This window comes from Streptomyces sp. NPDC051051 (assembly GCF_040682975.1).
In the GTDB taxonomy this organism is placed as follows: domain Bacteria; phylum Actinomycetota; class Actinomycetes; order Streptomycetales; family Streptomycetaceae; genus Streptomyces.
In genome coordinates, this window is record NZ_JBFBCB010000051.1 from 36,909 (window position 1) to 54,883 (window position 17,975).

Here is a 17,975-nt window from a genome sequence, read left to right on the forward strand (position 1 = left end):
GGCCGCGGCCCCTCACGCCACGAACGTGCGGGGGCCCTCGCCGCCCGCGGTCCCGCCGCTCTCCACGATCCGGGCGGCCGCGGCCAGCCGCGTCGCCGCCTCCTCCGCCACCGCGCCGCCCACGGTGAACGGCAGCCGCACGAAGCCCTCGAAAGCGCCGTCGACCCCGAACCGGGGCCCGGAGGGCACCCGCACCCCGACCCGTTCCCCCGCCTCGGCCAGCCGGGACCCGGAGAGCCCCCCGGACCGTACCCACAGGGTCAGCCCACCCCTCGGCACGGCGAACTCCCACTCGGGCAGCTCCCGGCGCACCGCCGCGACCAGCGCGTCCCGGTTGTCCCTGGCCTGTGCGCGGCGCAGGTCCACGGCCTGCTCCCAGCCGCCGGTGCTGAACAGCCAGTTCACGGCCAGTTGCTCCAGGACCGGCGTCCCGAGGTCGGCATAGGCACGGGCCGCGACCAGGCTGCGGACGACGTCGGGGGCGGCCCGGACCCAGCCGATGCGCATGCCGGCCCAGAAGGCCTTGCTCGCCGAGCCCACGGTGATCACCGTCGACCCGGCCGGGTCGAATCCGCACACCGGACGGGGCATCTCGACGTCGTCGTCGAGCCACAGCTCGGTCATCGTCTCGTCGGCGACCAGTACGGTCCCGGCCGACCGGGCCGCCTCGACGAGCCGGCGCCGCTGGTCCTCGTCGGCGAGCGCCCCGGTCGGGTTGTGGAAGTCGGCGACCACGTAGGCGATGCGCGGCGCGGCCTCGCGCAGGACCTGCCGCCAGCGGTCCATGTCCCACCCGGCGAGCCCCTCGGCCATCGCCACGGGCACCAGCCGGGCGCCCGCCTCCCGCATCAGCTGGAGGATGTTGGCGTACGAGGGAGATTCGACGGCGATGCGCTCGCCGCGGCCGCCGAAGAGGTGGCAGATGGCGTCGATGGCGCCCATCGCGCCCGTGGTCACCATGATCTGCTCGGGCATCGTCGGGATCCCGCGCCGGGTGTACCGCTCGGCGATCATCGCGCGCAGGGCGGGCAGCCCCGCCGGGTAGTCGCCGTGCGTGTGGGCGTACGGGGGCAGTTCCTCCAGTGCGCCCTGAACGGCCCGGGTGAGCCACGGCTCGGGGGCGGGGAGGGCGGCGCAGCCCAGGTCGATCATCGAGCCGAGGGCCTCGGGCGGCAGGGGTTCCAGCCCGCGCGCGGGCACCGGGTTGCCCGCGGGGACGGACGTCCAGCTCCCGGCGCCGCGCCGGGACTCCAGGAATCCCTCCGCGCGCAGGGCCTCGTAGGCGGCGGCGACGGTGGTACGGCTGACGGACAGGGCCAGGGCCAGTTCGCGTTCGGCGGGCAGGCGCGCGGCGACGGGGACCCGCCCTTCCAGGACGAGCAGCCGGACGCCGTCGGCGAGGGCACGGTAGGCGGGCGGGCGGCGCGTCCCGGGGCCGGCGGGCCGGTCCTGCTGGGACGTGAGGAGCCGTGCGAGCTGCGCGGCCCCCACCGCCGAGGTCCACTGCGCCATGGATATCAGTCCACCTTCCCGGGATTGGCCATGGATGACCTTTCCTTCCACGCCACAGAGTGACACGCGTCAGTCCACTCTCACCACCAGGGGTCCACTTGTCCGAGCCGCTTCCCCCCGTCGGCCCGCCCACCCGCCGGCTGGCCCAGCTCTACGTCGGCCTCGCGCTCTACGGCGCCAGCTCCGCCCTCCTCGTGCGGGCGGGCCTCGGTCTGGAACCCTGGAACGTGCTCCACCAGGGGCTCGCCGAGCGGAGCGGCCTGTCCATCGGCGTCGTGTCGATCGTCGTGGGCGCCGCCGTGCTGCTGTTGTGGATCCCGCTGCGCCAGCGCCCGGGGCTCGGCACCGTCTCCAACGTCTTCGTGGTCGGTCTCGCGATGGACGGCACACTCGCCCTGGTCCCCGAGGCGCACGGCCTGGCCGTGCGGGTGCCGCTGCTGGTCGCGGGCATCGTCCTGAACGGCGCGGCCACCGGCCTCTACATCGCGGCGTCCTTCGGGCCAGGGCCGCGCGACGGGCTGATGACGGGGCTGCACCGGCGCACCGGCCGGTCGATCCGCCTGATGCGGACGGCCGTCGAGATCGCGGTGGTGGCGACCGGTTTCGCCCTCGGGGGCACGATCGGCGTCGGCACCCTGCTGTACGCGCTGTCGATCGGGCCGCTCGCCCAGCTGTTCCTGCGGGTGTTCGCCCTGTCCCCGGCATCCGGCGGCAGCACGGTGGTTGCCGGCGGGTCACCACAGGGGGCGATACTGCGTCCGTGAGCACCCTCGTACGCCACCCCTACCTCGACCACCCGGGTCCCCTCGCGTTCGCGCACCGCGGCGGAGCCGCCGACGGCCTGGAGAACACCGTGGCGCAGTTCCGCCGCGCGGTCGAGGCGGGATACCGCTACATCGAGACCGACGTCCACACCACCCGGGACGGCAGGCTCGTCGCCTTCCACGACTCCACGCTGGACCGGCTGACCGACGGCACGGGCCGCATCGCCGACCTGCCGTGGACGGACGTCCGGCACGCGCGCGTGGGGGGCAGGGAGACGGTCCCGCTGTTCGAGGAACTGCTGGAGACCTTCCCCGAGGTCCGCTGGAACGTCGACATGAAGGCCGAACCGGCCCTCCACCCCCTGCTCAACCTGATCGCCCGCACCGACGCCTGGGACCGCGTCTGCGTCGGCTCCTTCTCCGAGGCCCGCGTCGTGCGCGCCCAGCGGCTGGCCGGACCGCGCCTGGCCACGTCGTACGGCACCCGCGGGGTGCTGAACCTGCGGCTGCGGTCCTGGGGCGTGCCCGCGACGGTGCGCCGGTCGGCGGTCGCCGCCCAGGTGCCGGAGGCGCAGTCGGGCATCCAGGTCGTGGACCGGCTTTTCGTGCGTTCCGCCCACGCGCGCGGGCTCCAGGTGCATGTGTGGACGGTCAACGAGGCGGACCGGATGCACCGGCTCCTGGACCTGGGAGTGGATGGCATCATGACCGATCACATCGACACGTTGCGCCAGGTCATGGTGGACCGGGGCGTCTGGGTCTGACCCCGGTCCCCTCTCCGTTCCGCAGCCGCGCGCGGCATCTTCGGCGGGGAGGCGAGGGCGCGGGTGGGCACCGACACCGTGCGGACGGAGGCGTCCGACGACGCGGCCGGGCGGCGGCGCGAACAGCGCGGCTGGTACTTCTACGACTGGGCGTGCTCCGTCTACTCGACGAGCGTGCTCACCGTGTTCCTGGGCCCGTATCTGACGTCGGTCACCGAGGAGGCCGCCGACCCGGCCGGCTATGTGCATCCGCTGGGCGTCCCGGTCCGCGCGGGCTCCTTCTTCGCGTACTCGGTGTCGCTGTCGGTGATCGCGGCCGTCCTGGTGATGCCGCTGGTGGGCGCGGCCGCCGACCGCACCGGCCGCAAGAAACCGTTCCTGGGGGCCGCCGCCTACACCGGGGCCGCGGCCACGACGGGCATGTTCTTCCTCTCCGGTGACCGCTACCTGCTGGGCGGCGTGCTGCTGGTGGTCGCCAACGCCGCCCAGTCCGTCGCGATGATGCTCTACAACTCCTACCTGCCCCAGATCGCCCCGCCCGAGGAACGCGACGCGGTGTCCTCGCGCGGCTGGGCCTTCGGATACGCGGCGGGCTCCCTGGTCCTGGTCGTCAACCTGGTCCTCTATCTCGCCCACGGCTCCTTCGGCGTCGCGGAGTCCACCGCCGTACGGATCTGTCTGGCCTCGGCGGGCCTGTGGTGGGGCGGCTTCACGCTGATCCCGCTGCTCCGGCTGCGCGACCGCCCGCCGGCGGCCGCCTCCGCGGGCGCGGTGAGCGCCCCGGGCCTGCGCCAGTTGGCGGCGACCTTCCGGGACATGCGCCGCCATCCGCTGACCCTCGCCTTCCTGCTGGCCTACCTCGTCTACAACGACGGCATCCAGACGGTGATCTCCCAGGCCTCGGTCTACGGCTCCGAGGAACTCGGCCTCGGCCAGTCCACCCTCATCGGCGCCGTCCTCCTGGTGCAGGTTCTGGCTGTCGCCGGCGCCCTGACGATGGGCCGGCTGTCCCGGATCTACGGCGCGAAGCGCACGATCCTCGGGTCGTTGGCGGCCTGGACGCTCACCCTGGCCGTCGGCTACCTCCTGCCGGCCGGCGCGCCGGTGGGCTTCTTCCTGCTGGCGGCCGCGATCGGCCTGGTCCTCGGCGGCAGCCAGGCCCTGTCGCGCTCCCTCTACTCCCACCTCGTCCCGCCCGGCAAGGAGGCCGAGTACTTCTCCGCGTACGAGGTGAGCGACCGCGGGACGAGCTGGCTCGGCCCGCTGCTGTTCGGGATCACCTACCAGGTGACCGGAAGTTATCGGGACGCGATCATCTCGTTGGTGATCTTCTTCATCGCCGGTTTCCTGCTGCTGGCGCGCGTCCCGGTACGACGGGCGATCGCCGACGCGGGCAATCCCGCACCCGAAAGGATTTAGCGCTGGAGACCAAAGGGCGGTAGTGTACGCGTTTGGCCTGCCAGGCGTACCGTTACTGCGCGTCAAAGATACCGAAACGCTGGGTGACATCTCCATTCAGATGTGACAAACCGGGCGCCGGTGGGTACTGCACTGGTTGACAAGACTGCGGCTACGACGGCGACGCACGACCCGGAACGGGACTCCGAACGGGAATCTTTACCGCCGACCGGACGTTGACCGGATGACGACGACAGCGACACCTGTCCTGTGGGCGACAAGCCCGGGAGGCACGATTCATGAGTGAGCGAGCTCTTCGCGGCACGCGCCTCGTGGTGACCAGCTACGAGACGGACCGCGGCATCGACTTGGCCCCGCGCCAGGCCGTGGAGTACGCATGCGAGAAGGGGCACCGCTTCGAGATGCCCTTCTCGGTGGAGGCGGAGATCCCGCCGGAGTGGGAGTGCAAGGTCTGCGGAGCGCCTGCGCTCCTCGTGGACGGCGACGGCCCTGAGGAGAAGAAGGCCAAGCCCGCGCGTACGCACTGGGACATGCTGATGGAGCGGCGGACCCGCGAGGAACTCGAAGAGGTCCTCGAGGAACGGCTCGCCGTTCTGCGTTCCGGAGCGATGAACCTCGCGGTACATCCTCGGGACAGCCGCAAGTCCGCGTAGTTCTGCGGAGCTGGGGCTGGTTTACAGCGAACGAGAAATGACCGCGGGCGCCGTACGCGAAGTGCGTACGGCGCCCGCGGTCTTTTCGTGTCTCACCGACTATTCGTGTCTCACCGACTACGTGTCTCACCGCCCATGGGCTCGACTCACTGGGTCAGCGGGGGACGCCGGTCCTGACGGTCTTCTCCGCGCTCGTCCCTCCTGAGCACCTCGCCCTGGACCACCTTTCCGTCCGGGCGGTGCATGCGGGCCTGCTGGAAGGCGTCGCCGAGGCTCCCGGGGCCGGCCGCGCGCAGCTTGCGGTCGACCGTGCGTTCCGTGTGGCGCCCGACGGCCTTCTGGACCGGCGGGAGGAGCAGAAGCAGCCCCAGCGCGTCGGAGGCCAGGCCGGGGATCATGAGGAGGAGGCCTCCCAGCATCATCAGGCCACTGCCCCCGCCCGAGGAGGGGGGCGTGCCGCGCTGGAGCGCCTCGTTGAGGTTCTGGAAGGCGCGGCGACCCGCCCGCTTGATGACCATGGAGCCGAGCAGGAACCCGGCGAGCAGCAGCAGGAAGACCGTGAACCCGCCGGCCGCGCCCGCGACCACGGTCAGCAGCCAGATCTCCAGCGCCAGCCACGCGGCGAGCCCCAGCGGCAGGAACGTCCGCAGACGGGAGCGCCGGGGCCGGGTGTCGAGGGGCGTGGGAGTCTGAGCGCCAGTCGTCATGCTCCCAGTGTGCCTGGCCCCGGCTCAGAGCGGCGTAAGGGGCCGATCAGCCGTCCCTGTGCGATCCGCCGGACGGGGCTCGGCCCCCGGCGCCACACCCTAGGACTGCGGGGGCTGCTGCGGCGACGGGGCGGGCGGGGCGGAGGAGGCCGGGGACGACTGTGAGGGGGACTGGGTCTGCTCCTGCCCGCCCGTCCGGCCGGCGATCTTGCCGACGCGCTCTCCCACGCCCCAGGCCGTGACCCGCCACAGCGCCTCCACGAGGATGTCGCGGCTCATCTTGGAGTCGCCCAGCTCGCGCTCGACGAAGGTGATGGGCACCTCCACGACGTGGTAGCCGGCCTTGACCGCCCGGCGGGCGAGGTCGACCTGGAAGCAGTACCCCTGCGAGGCGACCTCGTCCAGGCCGAGGCCTTCGAGGGTCTCGCGCCGGAAGGCGCGGTACCCGCCGGTGATGTCGCGCAGCGGCAGATCGAGCGCCAGACGCGAGTAGAGGCTGCCGCCGCGGGAGATGATCTCGCGGGACCGGGGCCAGTTCACGACCCGGCCGCCCGGCACCCAGCGGGAGCCCAGCACGAGGTCGGCGCCCTTGAGGGCGATGAGGAGGCGGGGCAGTTCCTCGGGCTGGTGGGAGCCGTCGGCGTCCATCTCGACCAGGACGCCGTAGCCGTTCTCCAGGCCCCAGCGGAAGCCCGCGAGGTAGGCGGCGCCGAGGCCCTCCTTGCCCTTGCGGTGCAGCACCTGGACGTGGTCGTCCGTGGCGGCCAGCTCGTCGGCGAGTTTGCCGGTGCCGTCGGGGCTGTTGTCGTCGGCCACGAGGACGTGCGCCTCGGGGACGGCCTCGCGCACCCGGCCGACGATGCTCTTGATGTTCTCCGCCTCGTTGAAGGTCGGAATGATCACCAACGCCGTGCCGAGCGGACCGAACTTCCTCCCCCGGTCCTGTGCCGCGCGGTTCGCGTCGCCGTCGTTCACTGCTGCCCCTTCGTGTCCGTACGCAGGGGTCCACCATAGTGGCCGCCGCCTGGGGTGACGCGACAGGACGTTCGTACGGTGGTGTCGTTTCCACAAAAGCGGGGTACGGATCCGCTTTTCGGCTCGTACGACCGAGCGTACCGCCGGAGGGCGTGCCCGTACGGTCCTGCGGATGGGGGCCCGGCGCCCTTCGGGCCGACCTGGGACCCGCCGGCTGCGGGTCGACCTGAAGCCGTTGTCTACTGAGCGTCCGGGCCCCACCCGGGTCACACCGCCCCGACCGGCCGGAACGTTCTCCCGTCCTGGTGCGGCGCCGCGCCTGGCTCCCAGTGGCGACGCGCCGGTGCGGCACACCGTCCCTGACCCAGCGGCGCACCGGCGAGTGCGCGGACGTTCCCCGGCGGGGCGTCCGGTGGTGGACCCGGCAGAACCTACCGGCCCCCCGCGGTCGGCTGTCAACAGCCGACCGACCTGCGGCTCTTCGGGTAAGGCGCTGGTCAGCGGGCAGGCGGCGACTCTCGCGGGACGCCGTGCGGACGGGTGATCCTCAGCGCCGCGCCCCGGCGGATCACTCGCCCGGCCTTGCGAACACCGTCCGTCCGCCGACCACCGTGCGCACGCATTCGGGCAGGTCGGTGCCGGGCGTGAGGTCGGGCAGGCCGGGAGTGCCCGAGCGGGGGTCGGTGGACCAGCGGGCGACGCGATCGTCCGGGGCCTGCACGACGAGGGCGCCGGTGCGCCAGACGGCGTAGTCCGCGGGCGCGCCCGGCACCAGGACACCCGCGTCGTCGCGTCCGACGGCCCGCCAGCCGCCCCGGGTGTGGGCGGTGAAGGCCGCGCGCACGGAGATCCGGTGCTCGGGCGTGCGGTGGAAGGCGGCGGCGCGGACGGTGCCCCACGGATCGAGGGGGGTCACCGGGCTGTCGGATCCGAAGGCGAGGGGGACGCCGGAGCGCAGCAGGGCGGCGAACGGGTTGAGGGCGCGGGCCCGCTCGGCACCCAGGCGCTGGGCGTACATGCCGTCCTCGCCTCCCCACAGGGCGTCGAAGGCGGGCTGGACGGAGGCGGTCAGGCCGAGTTCGGCGAAGGCGGCGATCGTCTCGGGGGTGAGCATCTCGGCGTGCTCGACGCGGTGGCGGGCGGCCCGCACGCGGGCCAGGCCCACCTTCTCCGCCGCCGCGCGCACGCCCTCGACGACGGCGGTGACGGCGGCGTCGCCGATGGCGTGGAAGCCCGCCTGGAGGCCGGCCTCGGTGCAGGCCGTGACGTGTCCGGCGACCGCGGCGGCGTCCAGGTAGGCGGTGCCGGTGTGGGCGGCGTCGCGGTACGGGTCGTGCAGGCAGGCGGTGTGGGAGCCGAGGGCGCCGTCGACGAAGAGGTCCCCGGCCGCGCCGAGGGCACCCAGCGCGCGCGCCTTGTCGACGTCGCGCTCCGCCCAGTAGCCGACGACCCGCGGGCCCGGTTCCTCGGCGGCCAGCCGCAGCAGGGAGGTGAAGTCGTCCTCGGAGGAGATCTCGGGGCCGGCGCACTCGTGGACCGAGCCGATGCCGAGCGAGGCGGCGTGCGCCAGGGCGGTTCGCTGGGCCTCGGCCCGCTGGGCCGGCGTCACGGCTGCGAACGCCGCGGCGCGGACGGCGTGGTGGGCGTCGGCGGTGAGCGGGGCGTCGCCCGGCCCGTCCGTCGCGCCGACGCCCGGGGTCATCTCCAGCAGGGCCGTGGTGACGACCGCGGAGTGGACGTCGATGCGGGACAGGTAGAGGGGCCGTCCGCCGGTGGCCTCGTCCAGTTCGGCGCGCGTCGGGGGACGGCCGCCGGGCCAGCGGGCGGCGTCCCAGCCGTGGCCGAGAAGGACCGTGTCCCGCGGCCGGGCCGCGGCGAAGTCCCGCACCCGGGCGAGGGCCGCCTCCAGCGAGGGCGCGGCCGACAGGTCGAGGCCGGTCAGGGCGAGGCCCGTGGAGGTGGTGTGGACGTGGGCGTCGGTGAACGCGGGGGTGACCAGGGCACCGTCCAGGTCGACCACCTCGTCGACGCCGTCCGCGAAGGCGTCGGCCGCGCCCTCGGAACCGACCCAGGCCACCTGGCCGCGCTCGACGACCATCGCGGTCGCGAACGGGTCGGCGGGACTGTGGACCTCTCCTCGGCGGAGCAGGACGGTCTTCGGGTCGGGGGTGCGCTCACTCATGGCACCAGTCTCGTACCTCGCCCCGGCCGACCGGCACGGGGGACCCCTCGTACCCGGGTGTCGGGGCCCGTCCGGGGCGGCGGTCCTCAGATCCGGGGCGGGCGGGCCTCGTACGGGGTGGACAGCACGACCGTGGTGCGCGTGGAGACGCCCGCGAGGGCCCGCAGCCGGCCCAGCAGCTCCTCCAGTTCGTGCGGGGTGGCCACCCGCACCTTGAGGATGTAGTTCTCGTCGCCGGCCACGCTGTGACAGGCCTCGATCTCGGGCACTCCGGCGAGCCGGTCGGCGATGTCGTCGGGCGCGCTGGGGTCGAAGGGTTTCACCGAGATGAAGGCGGTCAGGGGCAGCCCGACGGCCTCGGCGTCGACGACGGCCGCGTACCCCCGGATCACGCCGCGCTGTTCCAGCCGGCGCACCCGCTGGTGCACGGCCGACGTGGACAGGCCCGTGGCCTTGCCCAGGTCGGTGTAACTCATCCGCCCGTCCTTGACGAGCAGCTGCACGATCTGTCGGTCCAGCTCCTCCATGGCGCAAGAACTTACAGGGCGCGCGATCTCTTCGTATACGTATACAGCCCAGGCCATACCGGTTCGTGATGTGACGGACGGGACGAGCCGACCGGCACCTGCGCGTGGCATGTGACCAACACCACAGCTCGTGCGAAGTCTTCGTGATGGTCCCGTGATTACCGCCGCGGAGGGCTGGGAAGTGCTTGCTGTGGTCGAGGCCGCAGTGCCTGAACGGCCCAGCCCGAGGGGGAGAATCCCATGCAGAGCCTTAAGCGTCCTGGTCGTACCGCGCCCAAGCGGTTCCAGCCCACCGTCGTCGAGTCCGAGCCGGAGGGCGTCGAACCCGACGGCTACGACGGCCTCGACGACGAGAGCGGCGACCACTCCTACGAGTTCGACGCCTACGACACGTTCGAGATGTACCGGGTGATCTGCCCGGACTGCGCGCAGCCCATCGCCCTGCTGGCGGACGAGGAGGTCCTGCCGGAGCACGCGCTGTGCGCCTCGCCGTGGAACCCGTTCGGGCTCACGGTCTGCGCCGGCACGGGCCGTGCCGCGACCGAGGCCCGTCCCGCGGACGAGTCGGTGGAGCCCCAGGAGCAGGAGACGGCACTGCTGTTGACGCTCCCTCAGGGACTGGACTGGCGCATGCAGCCCTTCTCGCACGTCGGCGGACCCGCCTCGCGCCCGATCCGGGTGCCGGCACTGCGCCGCCACGCCGCCTGAGCACCTCCGCCCGACGCCCCCACCGATCCGCGCCACGGTCCGCATCCGGGCCCGCGTCCCGGCCGTGGCCCGTGATCGGCACGCCCGGAGCAGTCGAGTGCCGCTCGAGCACCGGTAGGTGACGGCGGGTCGGTGAACGGTCGTGTCAACGCGGGCCGTACCGGGGGCACATCCCGAACTCACGCACGAGAGTGCGAGCCGTGACCTGGCGTCGCGCGCTCGCGTTGCCCTGGTATGACCCCCACCTATCAGGCGTCCGGGCGTCACCGCCAACTGTCCGTCCCGGCCCCGGTGTCGGCGAAATCGGTTCCGCCGGCTCCGCCGCCGCCCCCGCAGGACCCGCCGATCTACCGCGACATGATGCGCGCCTGGGCCGACCGGGGCCGCACCCTGCCCGGTCGGCGGGACCCGGAGTGGGCGCGGCTGGCCGCACCGCCGGTGCGGCCGGGCCAGTTCAGCGGGTCTCCGGACCCAGCAGCTGACGGGCGATGACCATGCGCTGGATCTGGTTCGTGCCCTCGACGATCTGCAGGACCTTGGCCTCGCGCAGGTAGCGCTCGACGGGGAAGTCGGCGGTGTAGCCGTAGCCGCCGAGCACCTGGACGGCGTCCGTGGTGACCTGCATCGCCGCGTCGGTGCAGTGCAGCTTGGCCATGGCCGCCTCGCGCACGAACGGCCGGCCGGCGTCGCGCAGTCGTGCCGCCGCGAGGTACAGGGCCCGGCCCGACTCGACCCGGGTCGCCATGTCGGCGAGCAGGAAGCGCAGTCCCTGGAAGTCGGCGATCGGCCGCCCGAACTGCCGGCGCCCGGTGGCGTGGGCGACCGCCTCGTCCAGGGCGGCCCGGGCGACGCCGACGGCACAGGCGGCGATGCCGAGCCGTCCGGAGTCCAGGGCGGCGAGGGCGATCGCGAAGCCCTGCCCCTCGTCGCCGATGCGCAGCGCGTCGGGGATCCGCACCCCGTCGAAGTGGACCTGGGCGGTCGGCGAGCCCTTGAGCCCCATCTTCCGCTCCGGCGGCGCGGCGCTCAGCCCCTCGGCGTCACCGGGCACCAGGAACGCGGTGATCCCGCGGGCGCCCTCGCCGCCGGTGCGCGCCATGACGGTGTAGAAGTCGGCGATGCCCCCGTGGGTGACCCAGGCCTTGGTCCCGTCGAGGACCCAGCCGTCGCCCTCCCGGACGGCCCGGGTGCGCAGTGCGGCCGCGTCGGAGCCGGAGGCGGGCTCGGAGAGGCAGTAGGCACCGAGTTGCCCGCCGCCCAGCATCGCGGGCAGGCGGGCGGCCCGCTGCGCCTCGGTGCCGTGGGCGGCGAGGGGGTAGGTGGCCAGGGTGTGCACGCTGACGCCGAGGCCGACGGTGAGGCGGGCGGCGGCGAGTTCCTCGAGGACCTGGAGGTAGACCTCGTACGGCTGGTCTCCGCCGCCGTACGCGGACGGGTAGGGCAGGCCGAGGAGACCCGCTTGGGACAGGAGGGTGAACAGCGCGCGGGGGAAGCGCCCGGCGTCCTCCTCCGCGGCGGCGCTCGGGGCGATCTCGCGGCGGGCGATGTCCTGGACGAGGGCGAGCAGGTCGCGGGCCTCCTCCGTGGGCAGGAGGCGGTCCACGGGCGGTGCTGGACGGTCGGGCATGACCCCACTCTCCTCCTCGGGCCGGTCGGCGGCCCGGCGCGGTGAGTATGCCCGCGGCCGGCGGCGGCCGCACGACCAGCGCGGAGGCGGTCGGTCCGCACCATTGACCGGACTGGTCCAGTCCTCTCGCCCTCTCGGCACCGCGTTACCGCGTTCATGCCAATCAGCGCGTGCTCCCCTCTCCCCCACGAGGTGGCACCCCATGCAGCAGCCTCCCCACCGCCGCTCCCGCTTCCGGGCGCTCGTCGCCGCCTGTACGGCCGCGCTCGCCGCCGGTCTGCTCGAGCTGATCAAGGCCATCGACCAGCCGGCCTCGCACGGGCACTCGGGGCGGAGGACCACGGGCCTTCGCCCCGGGGGCGGTTCAGGGATCGCGCCGGGCCGGCTTCGGGGCCGGGAAGGCGGCGTCGAGTTCCTCGACGGCGCGCAGGGCGCCGCCCAGGGTCTTCACGAGGAGGTCGCGCATGGTCTCGCGGGAGAGTTCGGGGCGGCCGATCCAGTCGAGGGTGGCACCCTCCACGCTGCACACCCAGGACAGCAGGCTCATGCGGGGCAGCGCCGGGATGTCGCTGCGGCCGTAGGCGCCCTCGGCGATGGCGGCCACGATCGCCTCGCGCACCCCGTCCCGGATGGCGTGCACCTCGGTGTCGAAGCCGACGCCACCGCTGACGATGGTGCGGTAGGCGGCCTGGTGGTGCTCGGCGAAGCGCAGGTAGCCGTCGATCGTGCGGTGCACCCGGTCCACCTGGGGCAGTTCCATGCCGCTCGCCGCGAAGGAGACCAGGTCGGCGACGGAGTCCTGGATGATCGCCAGGTAGTAGCCGCGCTTGGACTGGAAGTAGTAGTAGATCAGTCCCTTGGCGACGTGCGCCTGCCGGGCGATGTCGTCCATGGAGAGCGCGTCGTAGGAGGTGTCGGCGAACAACCTGCGCCCGATGGAGATGAGTTCGGCGCGACGCGCCAGTGAGCGTTCGGTGCCGCGCGCCCGGGGACGGGACGCGTCACGCTGCTGACTGATGTTCAATGTCGACCCTGGCTCCAACGCTCGGCGGGACGACGTCAGTATGTCAGGTCGAACCGGGCCCGGGCGCAGCGGGACCGGACCGCGGACGACGCTCCCGCGCCGGCGTCAGACCAGGCCCAGCTGGGTCACGAGCATCGCCACGACGACGACCAGGGTCCACCCCATGACGTGCTCGAAGATCTTCGGACCGTCGTCCTCGGGCCCGCCGGTACGGGTGCGGGCGGCGGCGGTGGCGGCGTGTGCGGTCATGGTCTCTCGCTGACGGTCGTGCGTGCGGTGGACGGCGGGCTTCCCCCGATCCGTCCACCTTGCCACCGTGCGGGGCTTTTGCGGCCGAGAGCTTGCTCACACGCGGACGGCCCCCGCCACGGCGGGGGCCGTCGGCGTGCGGGTCGGGGCTCAGCGCACTCCGACCGCCGCGAGCGCCCTGCGCTGGAGCGCGCTCGGACGTGCCGGGAAGTAGAGGTAGCAGACGCCTCCGGTGCCCGACGCGACCTTGCCGCTCGCGTTGTACCGCTTGGTCCGCAGCCAGATGTTCTCGAACTCCCGCCGCCGGTAGACGCGCCGCACCGCCGGATCGCTCGGCGAGGCCGGGTCGTTGGCGATCACGTCGCCGTCCGCGGTGAAGCCGATCACGGTCATCAGATGGCCGGAGGTGCCGTACCCCGCTCCCGTCAGCTCCTCCTTCAGGAAGGACTGCGACGTGATGGCCGGGATGCCGGCCGCGATCAGCGTCTCCAGGTCGGTGAGGGAGCCGAGCCGGGTCACCACGCCCTGGAGGCCGTCGAACGTGGCGGCGTAGGCCGCGTTGAACGGCCAGTTGCCGCAGCCGTCGTACTGGTGGTCGAACGTGTGGCGAGCCGCGTGGCACACCTGCGGATCGGCGTACGCGGGGTCGACCCAGGCCAGTTGCTCCGGCGTGAGGCGGCCGCCCCAGTACTCGATGATCATCTGCGAGGAGGTGGGGCTGCACCAGGCCTCGCCGCCGTTGTCGTACTCGGGGTACTGGCCGGCGTGGATCTCCTGCGAGTAGCGCGGGACGACCAGTTCCTGCGCGAGGCCCGGCACCGAGGCCGGGACGGTGAAGCGGTCCGGGACGTCGGAGCCCGTCGCACCCACCCGCCACACGGTCGGGGTGAGCTTCGTGCCGGGCCTGCGGTGCAGGGTCAGGCGCAGCCGGTACGACGTGAGGCGCAGGCCCGTCGCCGCGTCGTCGACCGCGAGGGTGTCCGTCCACACGGTGCTCCTGCCGTCGGTCTGGCCGTCGACGGAGGTCCGCTTGATGTCCTGGTCCCCGGCGGCCCACCGGCCCATCACGTACCAGGGGGTGTCCGTGCCGTCGGAGTAGCCGGCCTTCAACTCGACCTGGAGCCAGGTGCCGGCCGGTGTGCCGGCGTTCCAGGAGGCGATCGCCTCGGTGGCGGGGACGGCGAACCGGTGGACGGGAGAGGCCCAGGTCGCGTACTCCCAGGCGGCGGTGGTGCCGGTGTGCGGGTCGGTGTAGTCGGTGGTCCCGGCCGGGGCCGCGAGGACCAGCCCGGGCCGGGCGCCGGCGACGGCGCGGGTGCCCGCGGCGGTGCCGGAGCGCCAGTCGGTGTAGGTCGTCCAGGAGTGGTACTCCACGGGTCGGTCCGGGGCCGCGCCCGGCCCCGCTTCCGGCGCCCTGCCCGGTGCTGTGCCCGGTGCCGCGTCCCGGCCCGCGGGCTCGGTCGGAACGGCGGCCTCGGCCACCGCGGGGGCCGCGCCGCCCGCCACGGCGGCGACGACCGCGGCGGCGAGGAGCGTCCTGCGGGACGGCTGGTCGGTTCGGTCGGAGAGCTGGTCGGCCCTCCTGGACGGCTGTTCGGCTCTGCTCATGAGCGAAAGACTCCCAGGGTGTCCGAGTCGGAGCGGGTCCGGTGCGGTGTGCGGTGTGCGGTGTGCGCCAACTATGGCGGGAGGGGGGCGGACCTGCCAGCACTTCCGCCCGTGCCGCGCCCGGCAATATGGGTCTGGTCCACTGGCGTGACCTGCGGGAGGTCCGACCCGCGCCGCTAGACTTGCCCGGCCCGCCACCGCCACGCCACCACCACCGCTGCCCCCACCACCGCCAGGAACCGTCATCCGCCAGCTCGCCTCCCGGCTCAGCAGCCTGCCGCCGTCCTGCGGCCCGGTCCGCCTGATCGGCGTCGACGGGCACGCCGGCTCGGGCAAGTCCACGTTCGCGGGACAGCTGGCCGAGGCGTCGGACGGGGCACCGGTGCTGCGCCTGGACGACATCGCGACCCACGACGAACCGTTCGCGTGGACCGGGCGGCTGCTGACCCAGGTGATCGAGCCGCTCGGACGCGGCGAGACGGCGCACTACGCCCCCTACGACTGGCGCGTCCGCGGGTTCGGTCCGCCCCGCCCGCTTCCCCCGGCCCCCGTGATCCTGGTCGAGGGCGTCGGCGCCGGCCGCCGTGCCCTGCGGCCGTACCTGGCCCACCTGCTGTGGATGGAGCTGCCGCGCGAGGAGGCCTGGGCTCGTGGGCGGTCCCGGGACGGGGAGGACCAGCGGGAGTTCTGGGACGGATGGGTCGAGGCGGAAGCGCGACATTTCGCCGAGGACCCGTCGCGGCCGTACGCGCACGCTCTGGTACGGCAGTCGCCCGAGGGGTACGAGGTGCTGCCGGGGCCCGAGGGAACGCGCTGAGCACACCACTGCGTCACGCAGGGTGAGGGGACGCCTGCAATGTGGTGAAAGCGTGAAGGGCCTTGCGTTCGAACTCCGCCAAGTGCTTCAACTCGGCTTGACCGAGGGCCCGTACAGGACTTACGTTCTCAATGTGCGGCATTGGAAGCCGCCCCGCAGTCGCGAAGCCCCCGATTGTTCCCCCGTGATCGGGGGCTTCGTTCTGCCCGCGCGCCCCTCGGGGGCCGTTTCGCGGACGCGCCGTGATGCCGTTCGCTCACCCAGGGTCACCGTGCGACGGTGCGCCCCCTCTGCTCCCACCTCGCCGAACGGGCCGTGCGGCACCCTACGGCGGGGTGCTCCCCCGCAGGTACGATGCCCTCGGTGCGACCTACGGGCGACTGCTGTGCGCACCTGGCAACTCCGGTCCGCGGCACAGCGGTTCGACCATCGCAGCCGATGGGCTCCGGCCCGGTGGCATACCGACGGGGGCACGGTTCGTGGGGGACGTGATGGACTTCGGCACGCGGGGCCCCGAGGCCCCGGCCGACCTCGCCTGGCTGCGAGGTGTGGACGCCTACACCATGGGCGCGTATCCGCAGGCGGAGGAGGAGTTCCGCGCCGCGGTGCGGATCGATCCCGGCATGGCCGACGGCTGGCTCGGACTGCACGCGCTGCGCGTCGACACGACGACCGCGCTGCTCAGGATGTTCCGGCACCGCGACCGCTTCGGCGAACAGCGCACCCGGCACCGCCGCACCCTCAACTCCTGGTACTGGCTGGGCTGGTGGGTGCAGCCCGTACTGGAGAGTCCCCGCGACCTGCTCCTCGCGCACGCCTCGCACTGGCTGGACGGCCGGCACGTGCCCGAGCTGGACCGGGCACTGGCCGGCCTCCCGCCCGTCGACGCCGACCACCACGTCCGCTTCCTGCACGCCTGCCGCGCCTATCTGGTCAAGGACTGGGAGCAGCTCGTCCGGCACACCGACCCGCTCCTCGACGACCACCTCCTCGGTATCGAGGCCGGTCTGTTCGGCGGCATGGCCCGGGTCCGGCTGGAGATGTACGGGCAGGCCGAGCCGCTGCTGTCGACGGCGCTCATGCGCTGCCGCAGCGAACAGCCGCAGCGCAAGGAGTTGCGGTACTGGCTGGCCCGCGCGCACGAGGGCACCGGCCGTTCCGCCGCCGCACTCCCCCTGTACCGGGCCGTGCACCGGGTCGACCCCGCCTTCATGGACACCTCGGCCCGGCTCGCCGCGATCGCCGAGGGCGACGGCTACGACGACACGGGCGACCTGGCGTCCATCACCCTGGCCGGAGTCGGTCAGGACGTCGGGGACGGGACGGACGTCCTGGACCCGCTGTTCGGCACCGAGGGCCGGGACCTGAGACTCGGCGACCCGTCCGACCTGCCGCCCGTGGGTCCCGTCCCGACGGCGCCCGACCCGGCCGTGCGCGAGAAGACCGTCGTGCCCTCGGTCCTGCCGGCCGGTCCCACCGACCCGACGTTACTGGAGGAGGCGCTCACCGAGCTGGAGCGCATGGTGGGTCTGGAGCCGGTGAAACGGCAGGTCAAGGCCCTTTCGGCGCAGCTGAACATGGCCCGGCTGCGGGCCGGCCAGGGGCTCCCGGTCCAGCCGCCGAAGCGGCACTTCGTCTTCTCCGGCCCCTCCGGAACAGGCAAGACCACGGTGGCCCGCATCCTCGGCCGCGTGTTCTACGCCCTCGGTCTGCTCGGCGGCGACCACCTCGTGGAGGCCCAGCGGGCCGACCTCGTCGGCGAGTACCTGGGCCAGACCGCCGTGAAGGCCAACGAACTGATCGACTCCGCGCTGGGCGGCGTCCTGTTCGTGGACGAGGCCTACTCCCTGTCCAACTCCGGCTACGGCAAGGGGGACGCGTACGGGGACGAGGCGCTGCAGGTGCTCCTGAAGCGGGCCGAGGACAACCGGGACCACCTGGTGGTGATCCTGGCCGGCTATCCCGAGGGCATGGACCGGCTGCTCGCGGCGAACCCCGGTCTGTCGTCCCGCTTCACGACCCGCGTCGACTTCCCGTCGTACCGACCCCTCGAACTCACCTCGATCGGTGAGGTGCTCGCGGCGGACAACGGGGACGTGTGGGACGAGGAGGCGCTGGACGAACTGCGGTCGATCGCCGGGCACGTGGTGGACCAGGGGTGGATCGACGAACTGGGCAACGGACGGTTCCTGCGGACCCTGTACGAGAAGAGCTGCGCCTACCGGGACCTGCGGCTGTCGACGTACCCGGGGACTCTGACCCGGGACGACCTGTCGACACTGCGGTTGCCGGATCTGATGCAGGCGTACGGCGAGGTGCTGTCGGGACGGGGGCCGCAGGACCCGGCCTAGGGCGTGTTTCGAAAGTAGCGTCGTCTGCCCGAAGGGCAGGCCCGGCGGCGTCTGGTGCGTGCGATCGCAAGGCGGAGGGTCGCCCCGA

The 17,975-nt window shown here is 73.2% G+C and carries 16 protein-coding genes; 7 read left to right on the top strand and 9 right to left on the bottom strand.

All coding sequences use genetic code 11. The annotated features are described in order from the left end of the window. Positions 1–12: 12 nt before the first annotated feature. A complete protein-coding gene (locus AB0N31_RS29925) occupies positions 13–1,512 on the bottom strand; it encodes a PLP-dependent aminotransferase family protein (RefSeq protein WP_366061576.1) in 1,500 nt (499 codons plus the stop codon). Between the two features lie 98 nt (positions 1,513–1,610). On the opposite strand from AB0N31_RS29925, the gene AB0N31_RS29930 reads away from it, so the two are divergent. The 4 genes from AB0N31_RS29930 to AB0N31_RS29945 all read left to right on the top strand — a co-directional run bounded on the left by AB0N31_RS29930 (position 1,611) and on the right by AB0N31_RS29945 (position 5,112). Then, positions 1,611–2,276, top strand: a complete 666-nt coding sequence (locus AB0N31_RS29930; protein ID WP_366061577.1) for a hypothetical protein — start codon at positions 1,611–1,613, stop codon at positions 2,274–2,276. Then, a complete protein-coding gene (locus tag AB0N31_RS29935; protein ID WP_366061578.1) occupies positions 2,273–3,040 on the top strand; it encodes a glycerophosphodiester phosphodiesterase in 768 nt (255 codons plus the stop codon). The genes AB0N31_RS29930 and AB0N31_RS29935 overlap by 4 nt, the downstream gene beginning before the upstream one ends. Before the next feature lie 63 nt (positions 3,041–3,103). Next, on the top strand, positions 3,104–4,459 hold the full coding sequence (locus tag AB0N31_RS29940; RefSeq protein ID WP_366061579.1) for an MFS transporter: 1,356 nt from the start codon (positions 3,104–3,106) through the stop codon (positions 4,457–4,459). A gap of 278 nt (positions 4,460–4,737) precedes the next feature. Then, positions 4,738–5,112 carry an RNA polymerase-binding protein RbpA gene (locus tag AB0N31_RS29945; RefSeq protein WP_020128921.1) on the top strand — a complete coding sequence of 125 codons (375 nt, stop codon included), beginning with the start codon at positions 4,738–4,740 and terminating at the stop codon, positions 5,110–5,112. Between the two features lie 146 nt (positions 5,113–5,258). Here AB0N31_RS29945 and fxsA read toward each other — a convergent pair whose 3' ends face one another. The 4 genes from fxsA to AB0N31_RS29965 form a co-directional block, all read right to left on the bottom strand. Then, complete coding sequence (fxsA, locus tag AB0N31_RS29950) at positions 5,259–5,819, bottom strand: FxsA family membrane protein (RefSeq protein WP_366061580.1); 561 nt, start codon at positions 5,817–5,819, stop codon at positions 5,259–5,261. Positions 5,820–5,918: 99 nt separating this feature from the next. Continuing rightward, a complete protein-coding gene (locus tag AB0N31_RS29955; protein WP_366061581.1) occupies positions 5,919–6,794 on the bottom strand; it encodes a polyprenol monophosphomannose synthase in 876 nt (291 codons plus the stop codon). A gap of 568 nt (positions 6,795–7,362) precedes the next feature. Beyond that, positions 7,363–8,976 (bottom strand): amidohydrolase, encoded by a 1,614-nt coding sequence (locus tag AB0N31_RS29960; protein ID WP_366061582.1) that lies wholly within the window; start codon positions 8,974–8,976, stop codon positions 7,363–7,365. 86 nt (positions 8,977–9,062) lie between these two features. Further along, positions 9,063–9,503 carry an Lrp/AsnC family transcriptional regulator gene (locus AB0N31_RS29965; RefSeq protein ID WP_363091426.1) on the bottom strand — a complete coding sequence of 147 codons (441 nt, stop codon included), beginning with the start codon at positions 9,501–9,503 and terminating at the stop codon, positions 9,063–9,065. Between the two features lie 240 nt (positions 9,504–9,743). Here AB0N31_RS29965 and AB0N31_RS29970 point away from each other — a divergent pair, with 240 nt between their 5' ends. After that, positions 9,744–10,211 carry a hypothetical protein gene (locus AB0N31_RS29970; protein WP_366061583.1) on the top strand — a complete coding sequence of 156 codons (468 nt, stop codon included), beginning with the start codon at positions 9,744–9,746 and terminating at the stop codon, positions 10,209–10,211. A gap of 454 nt (positions 10,212–10,665) precedes the next feature. On the opposite strand, the gene AB0N31_RS29975 is transcribed toward AB0N31_RS29970, so the two are convergent. From AB0N31_RS29975 to AB0N31_RS29990, 4 genes are all read right to left on the bottom strand, one after another. Then, entirely contained in the window at positions 10,666–11,838 is a 1,173-nt protein-coding gene (locus AB0N31_RS29975; RefSeq protein ID WP_366061584.1) for an acyl-CoA dehydrogenase family protein, read from the bottom strand. 364 nt (positions 11,839–12,202) lie between these two features. Continuing rightward, positions 12,203–12,862, bottom strand: coding sequence for a TetR/AcrR family transcriptional regulator (locus AB0N31_RS29980; protein ID WP_366061585.1), 660 nt, complete (start codon positions 12,860–12,862; stop codon positions 12,203–12,205). A 105-nt stretch (positions 12,863–12,967) separates the two neighbouring features. Beyond that, positions 12,968–13,111 carry an SCO1431 family membrane protein gene (locus tag AB0N31_RS29985; protein ID WP_366061586.1) on the bottom strand — a complete coding sequence of 48 codons (144 nt, stop codon included), beginning with the start codon at positions 13,109–13,111 and terminating at the stop codon, positions 12,968–12,970. Positions 13,112–13,261: 150 nt separating this feature from the next. Then, positions 13,262–14,719 (bottom strand): peptidase C39 family protein, encoded by a 1,458-nt coding sequence (locus tag AB0N31_RS29990; RefSeq protein ID WP_366061587.1) that lies wholly within the window; start codon positions 14,717–14,719, stop codon positions 13,262–13,264. Positions 14,720–14,963: 244 nt separating this feature from the next. On the opposite strand from AB0N31_RS29990, the gene AB0N31_RS29995 reads away from it, so the two are divergent. Further along, a complete protein-coding gene (locus AB0N31_RS29995; RefSeq protein ID WP_366061590.1) occupies positions 14,964–15,536 on the top strand; it encodes a hypothetical protein in 573 nt (190 codons plus the stop codon). A 491-nt stretch (positions 15,537–16,027) separates the two neighbouring features. After that, positions 16,028–17,887: an AAA family ATPase gene (locus tag AB0N31_RS30000; RefSeq protein WP_366061588.1), complete on the top strand. Its 1,860-nt coding sequence runs from the start codon at positions 16,028–16,030 to the stop codon at positions 17,885–17,887. Positions 17,888–17,975: the final 88 nt, after the last annotated feature.

Excerpts from the sequence above, each read along its gene's own strand:
- AB0N31_RS29925 (WP_366061576.1), bottom strand. The coding sequence starts at position 1,512 with ATGGCGCAGTGGACCTCGGCGGTGGGGGCCGCGCAGCTCGCACGGCTC.
- AB0N31_RS29945 (WP_020128921.1), top strand. The coding sequence starts at position 4,738 with ATGAGTGAGCGAGCTCTTCGCGGCACGCGCCTCGTGGTGACCAGCTAC.
- fxsA (WP_366061580.1), bottom strand. The coding sequence starts at position 5,819 with ATGACGACTGGCGCTCAGACTCCCACGCCCCTCGACACCCGGCCCCGG.
- AB0N31_RS29960 (WP_366061582.1), bottom strand. The coding sequence starts at position 8,976 with ATGAGTGAGCGCACCCCCGACCCGAAGACCGTCCTGCTCCGCCGAGGA.
- AB0N31_RS29965 (WP_363091426.1), bottom strand. The coding sequence starts at position 9,503 with ATGGAGGAGCTGGACCGACAGATCGTGCAGCTGCTCGTCAAGGACGGG.
- AB0N31_RS29970 (WP_366061583.1), top strand. The coding sequence starts at position 9,744 with ATGCAGAGCCTTAAGCGTCCTGGTCGTACCGCGCCCAAGCGGTTCCAG.
- AB0N31_RS29975 (WP_366061584.1), bottom strand. The coding sequence starts at position 11,838 with ATGCCCGACCGTCCAGCACCGCCCGTGGACCGCCTCCTGCCCACGGAG.
- AB0N31_RS29985 (WP_366061586.1), bottom strand. The coding sequence starts at position 13,111 with ATGACCGCACACGCCGCCACCGCCGCCGCCCGCACCCGTACCGGCGGG.
- AB0N31_RS29990 (WP_366061587.1), bottom strand. The coding sequence starts at position 14,719 with ATGAGCAGAGCCGAACAGCCGTCCAGGAGGGCCGACCAGCTCTCCGAC.
- AB0N31_RS30000 (WP_366061588.1), top strand. The coding sequence starts at position 16,028 with ATGGACTTCGGCACGCGGGGCCCCGAGGCCCCGGCCGACCTCGCCTGG.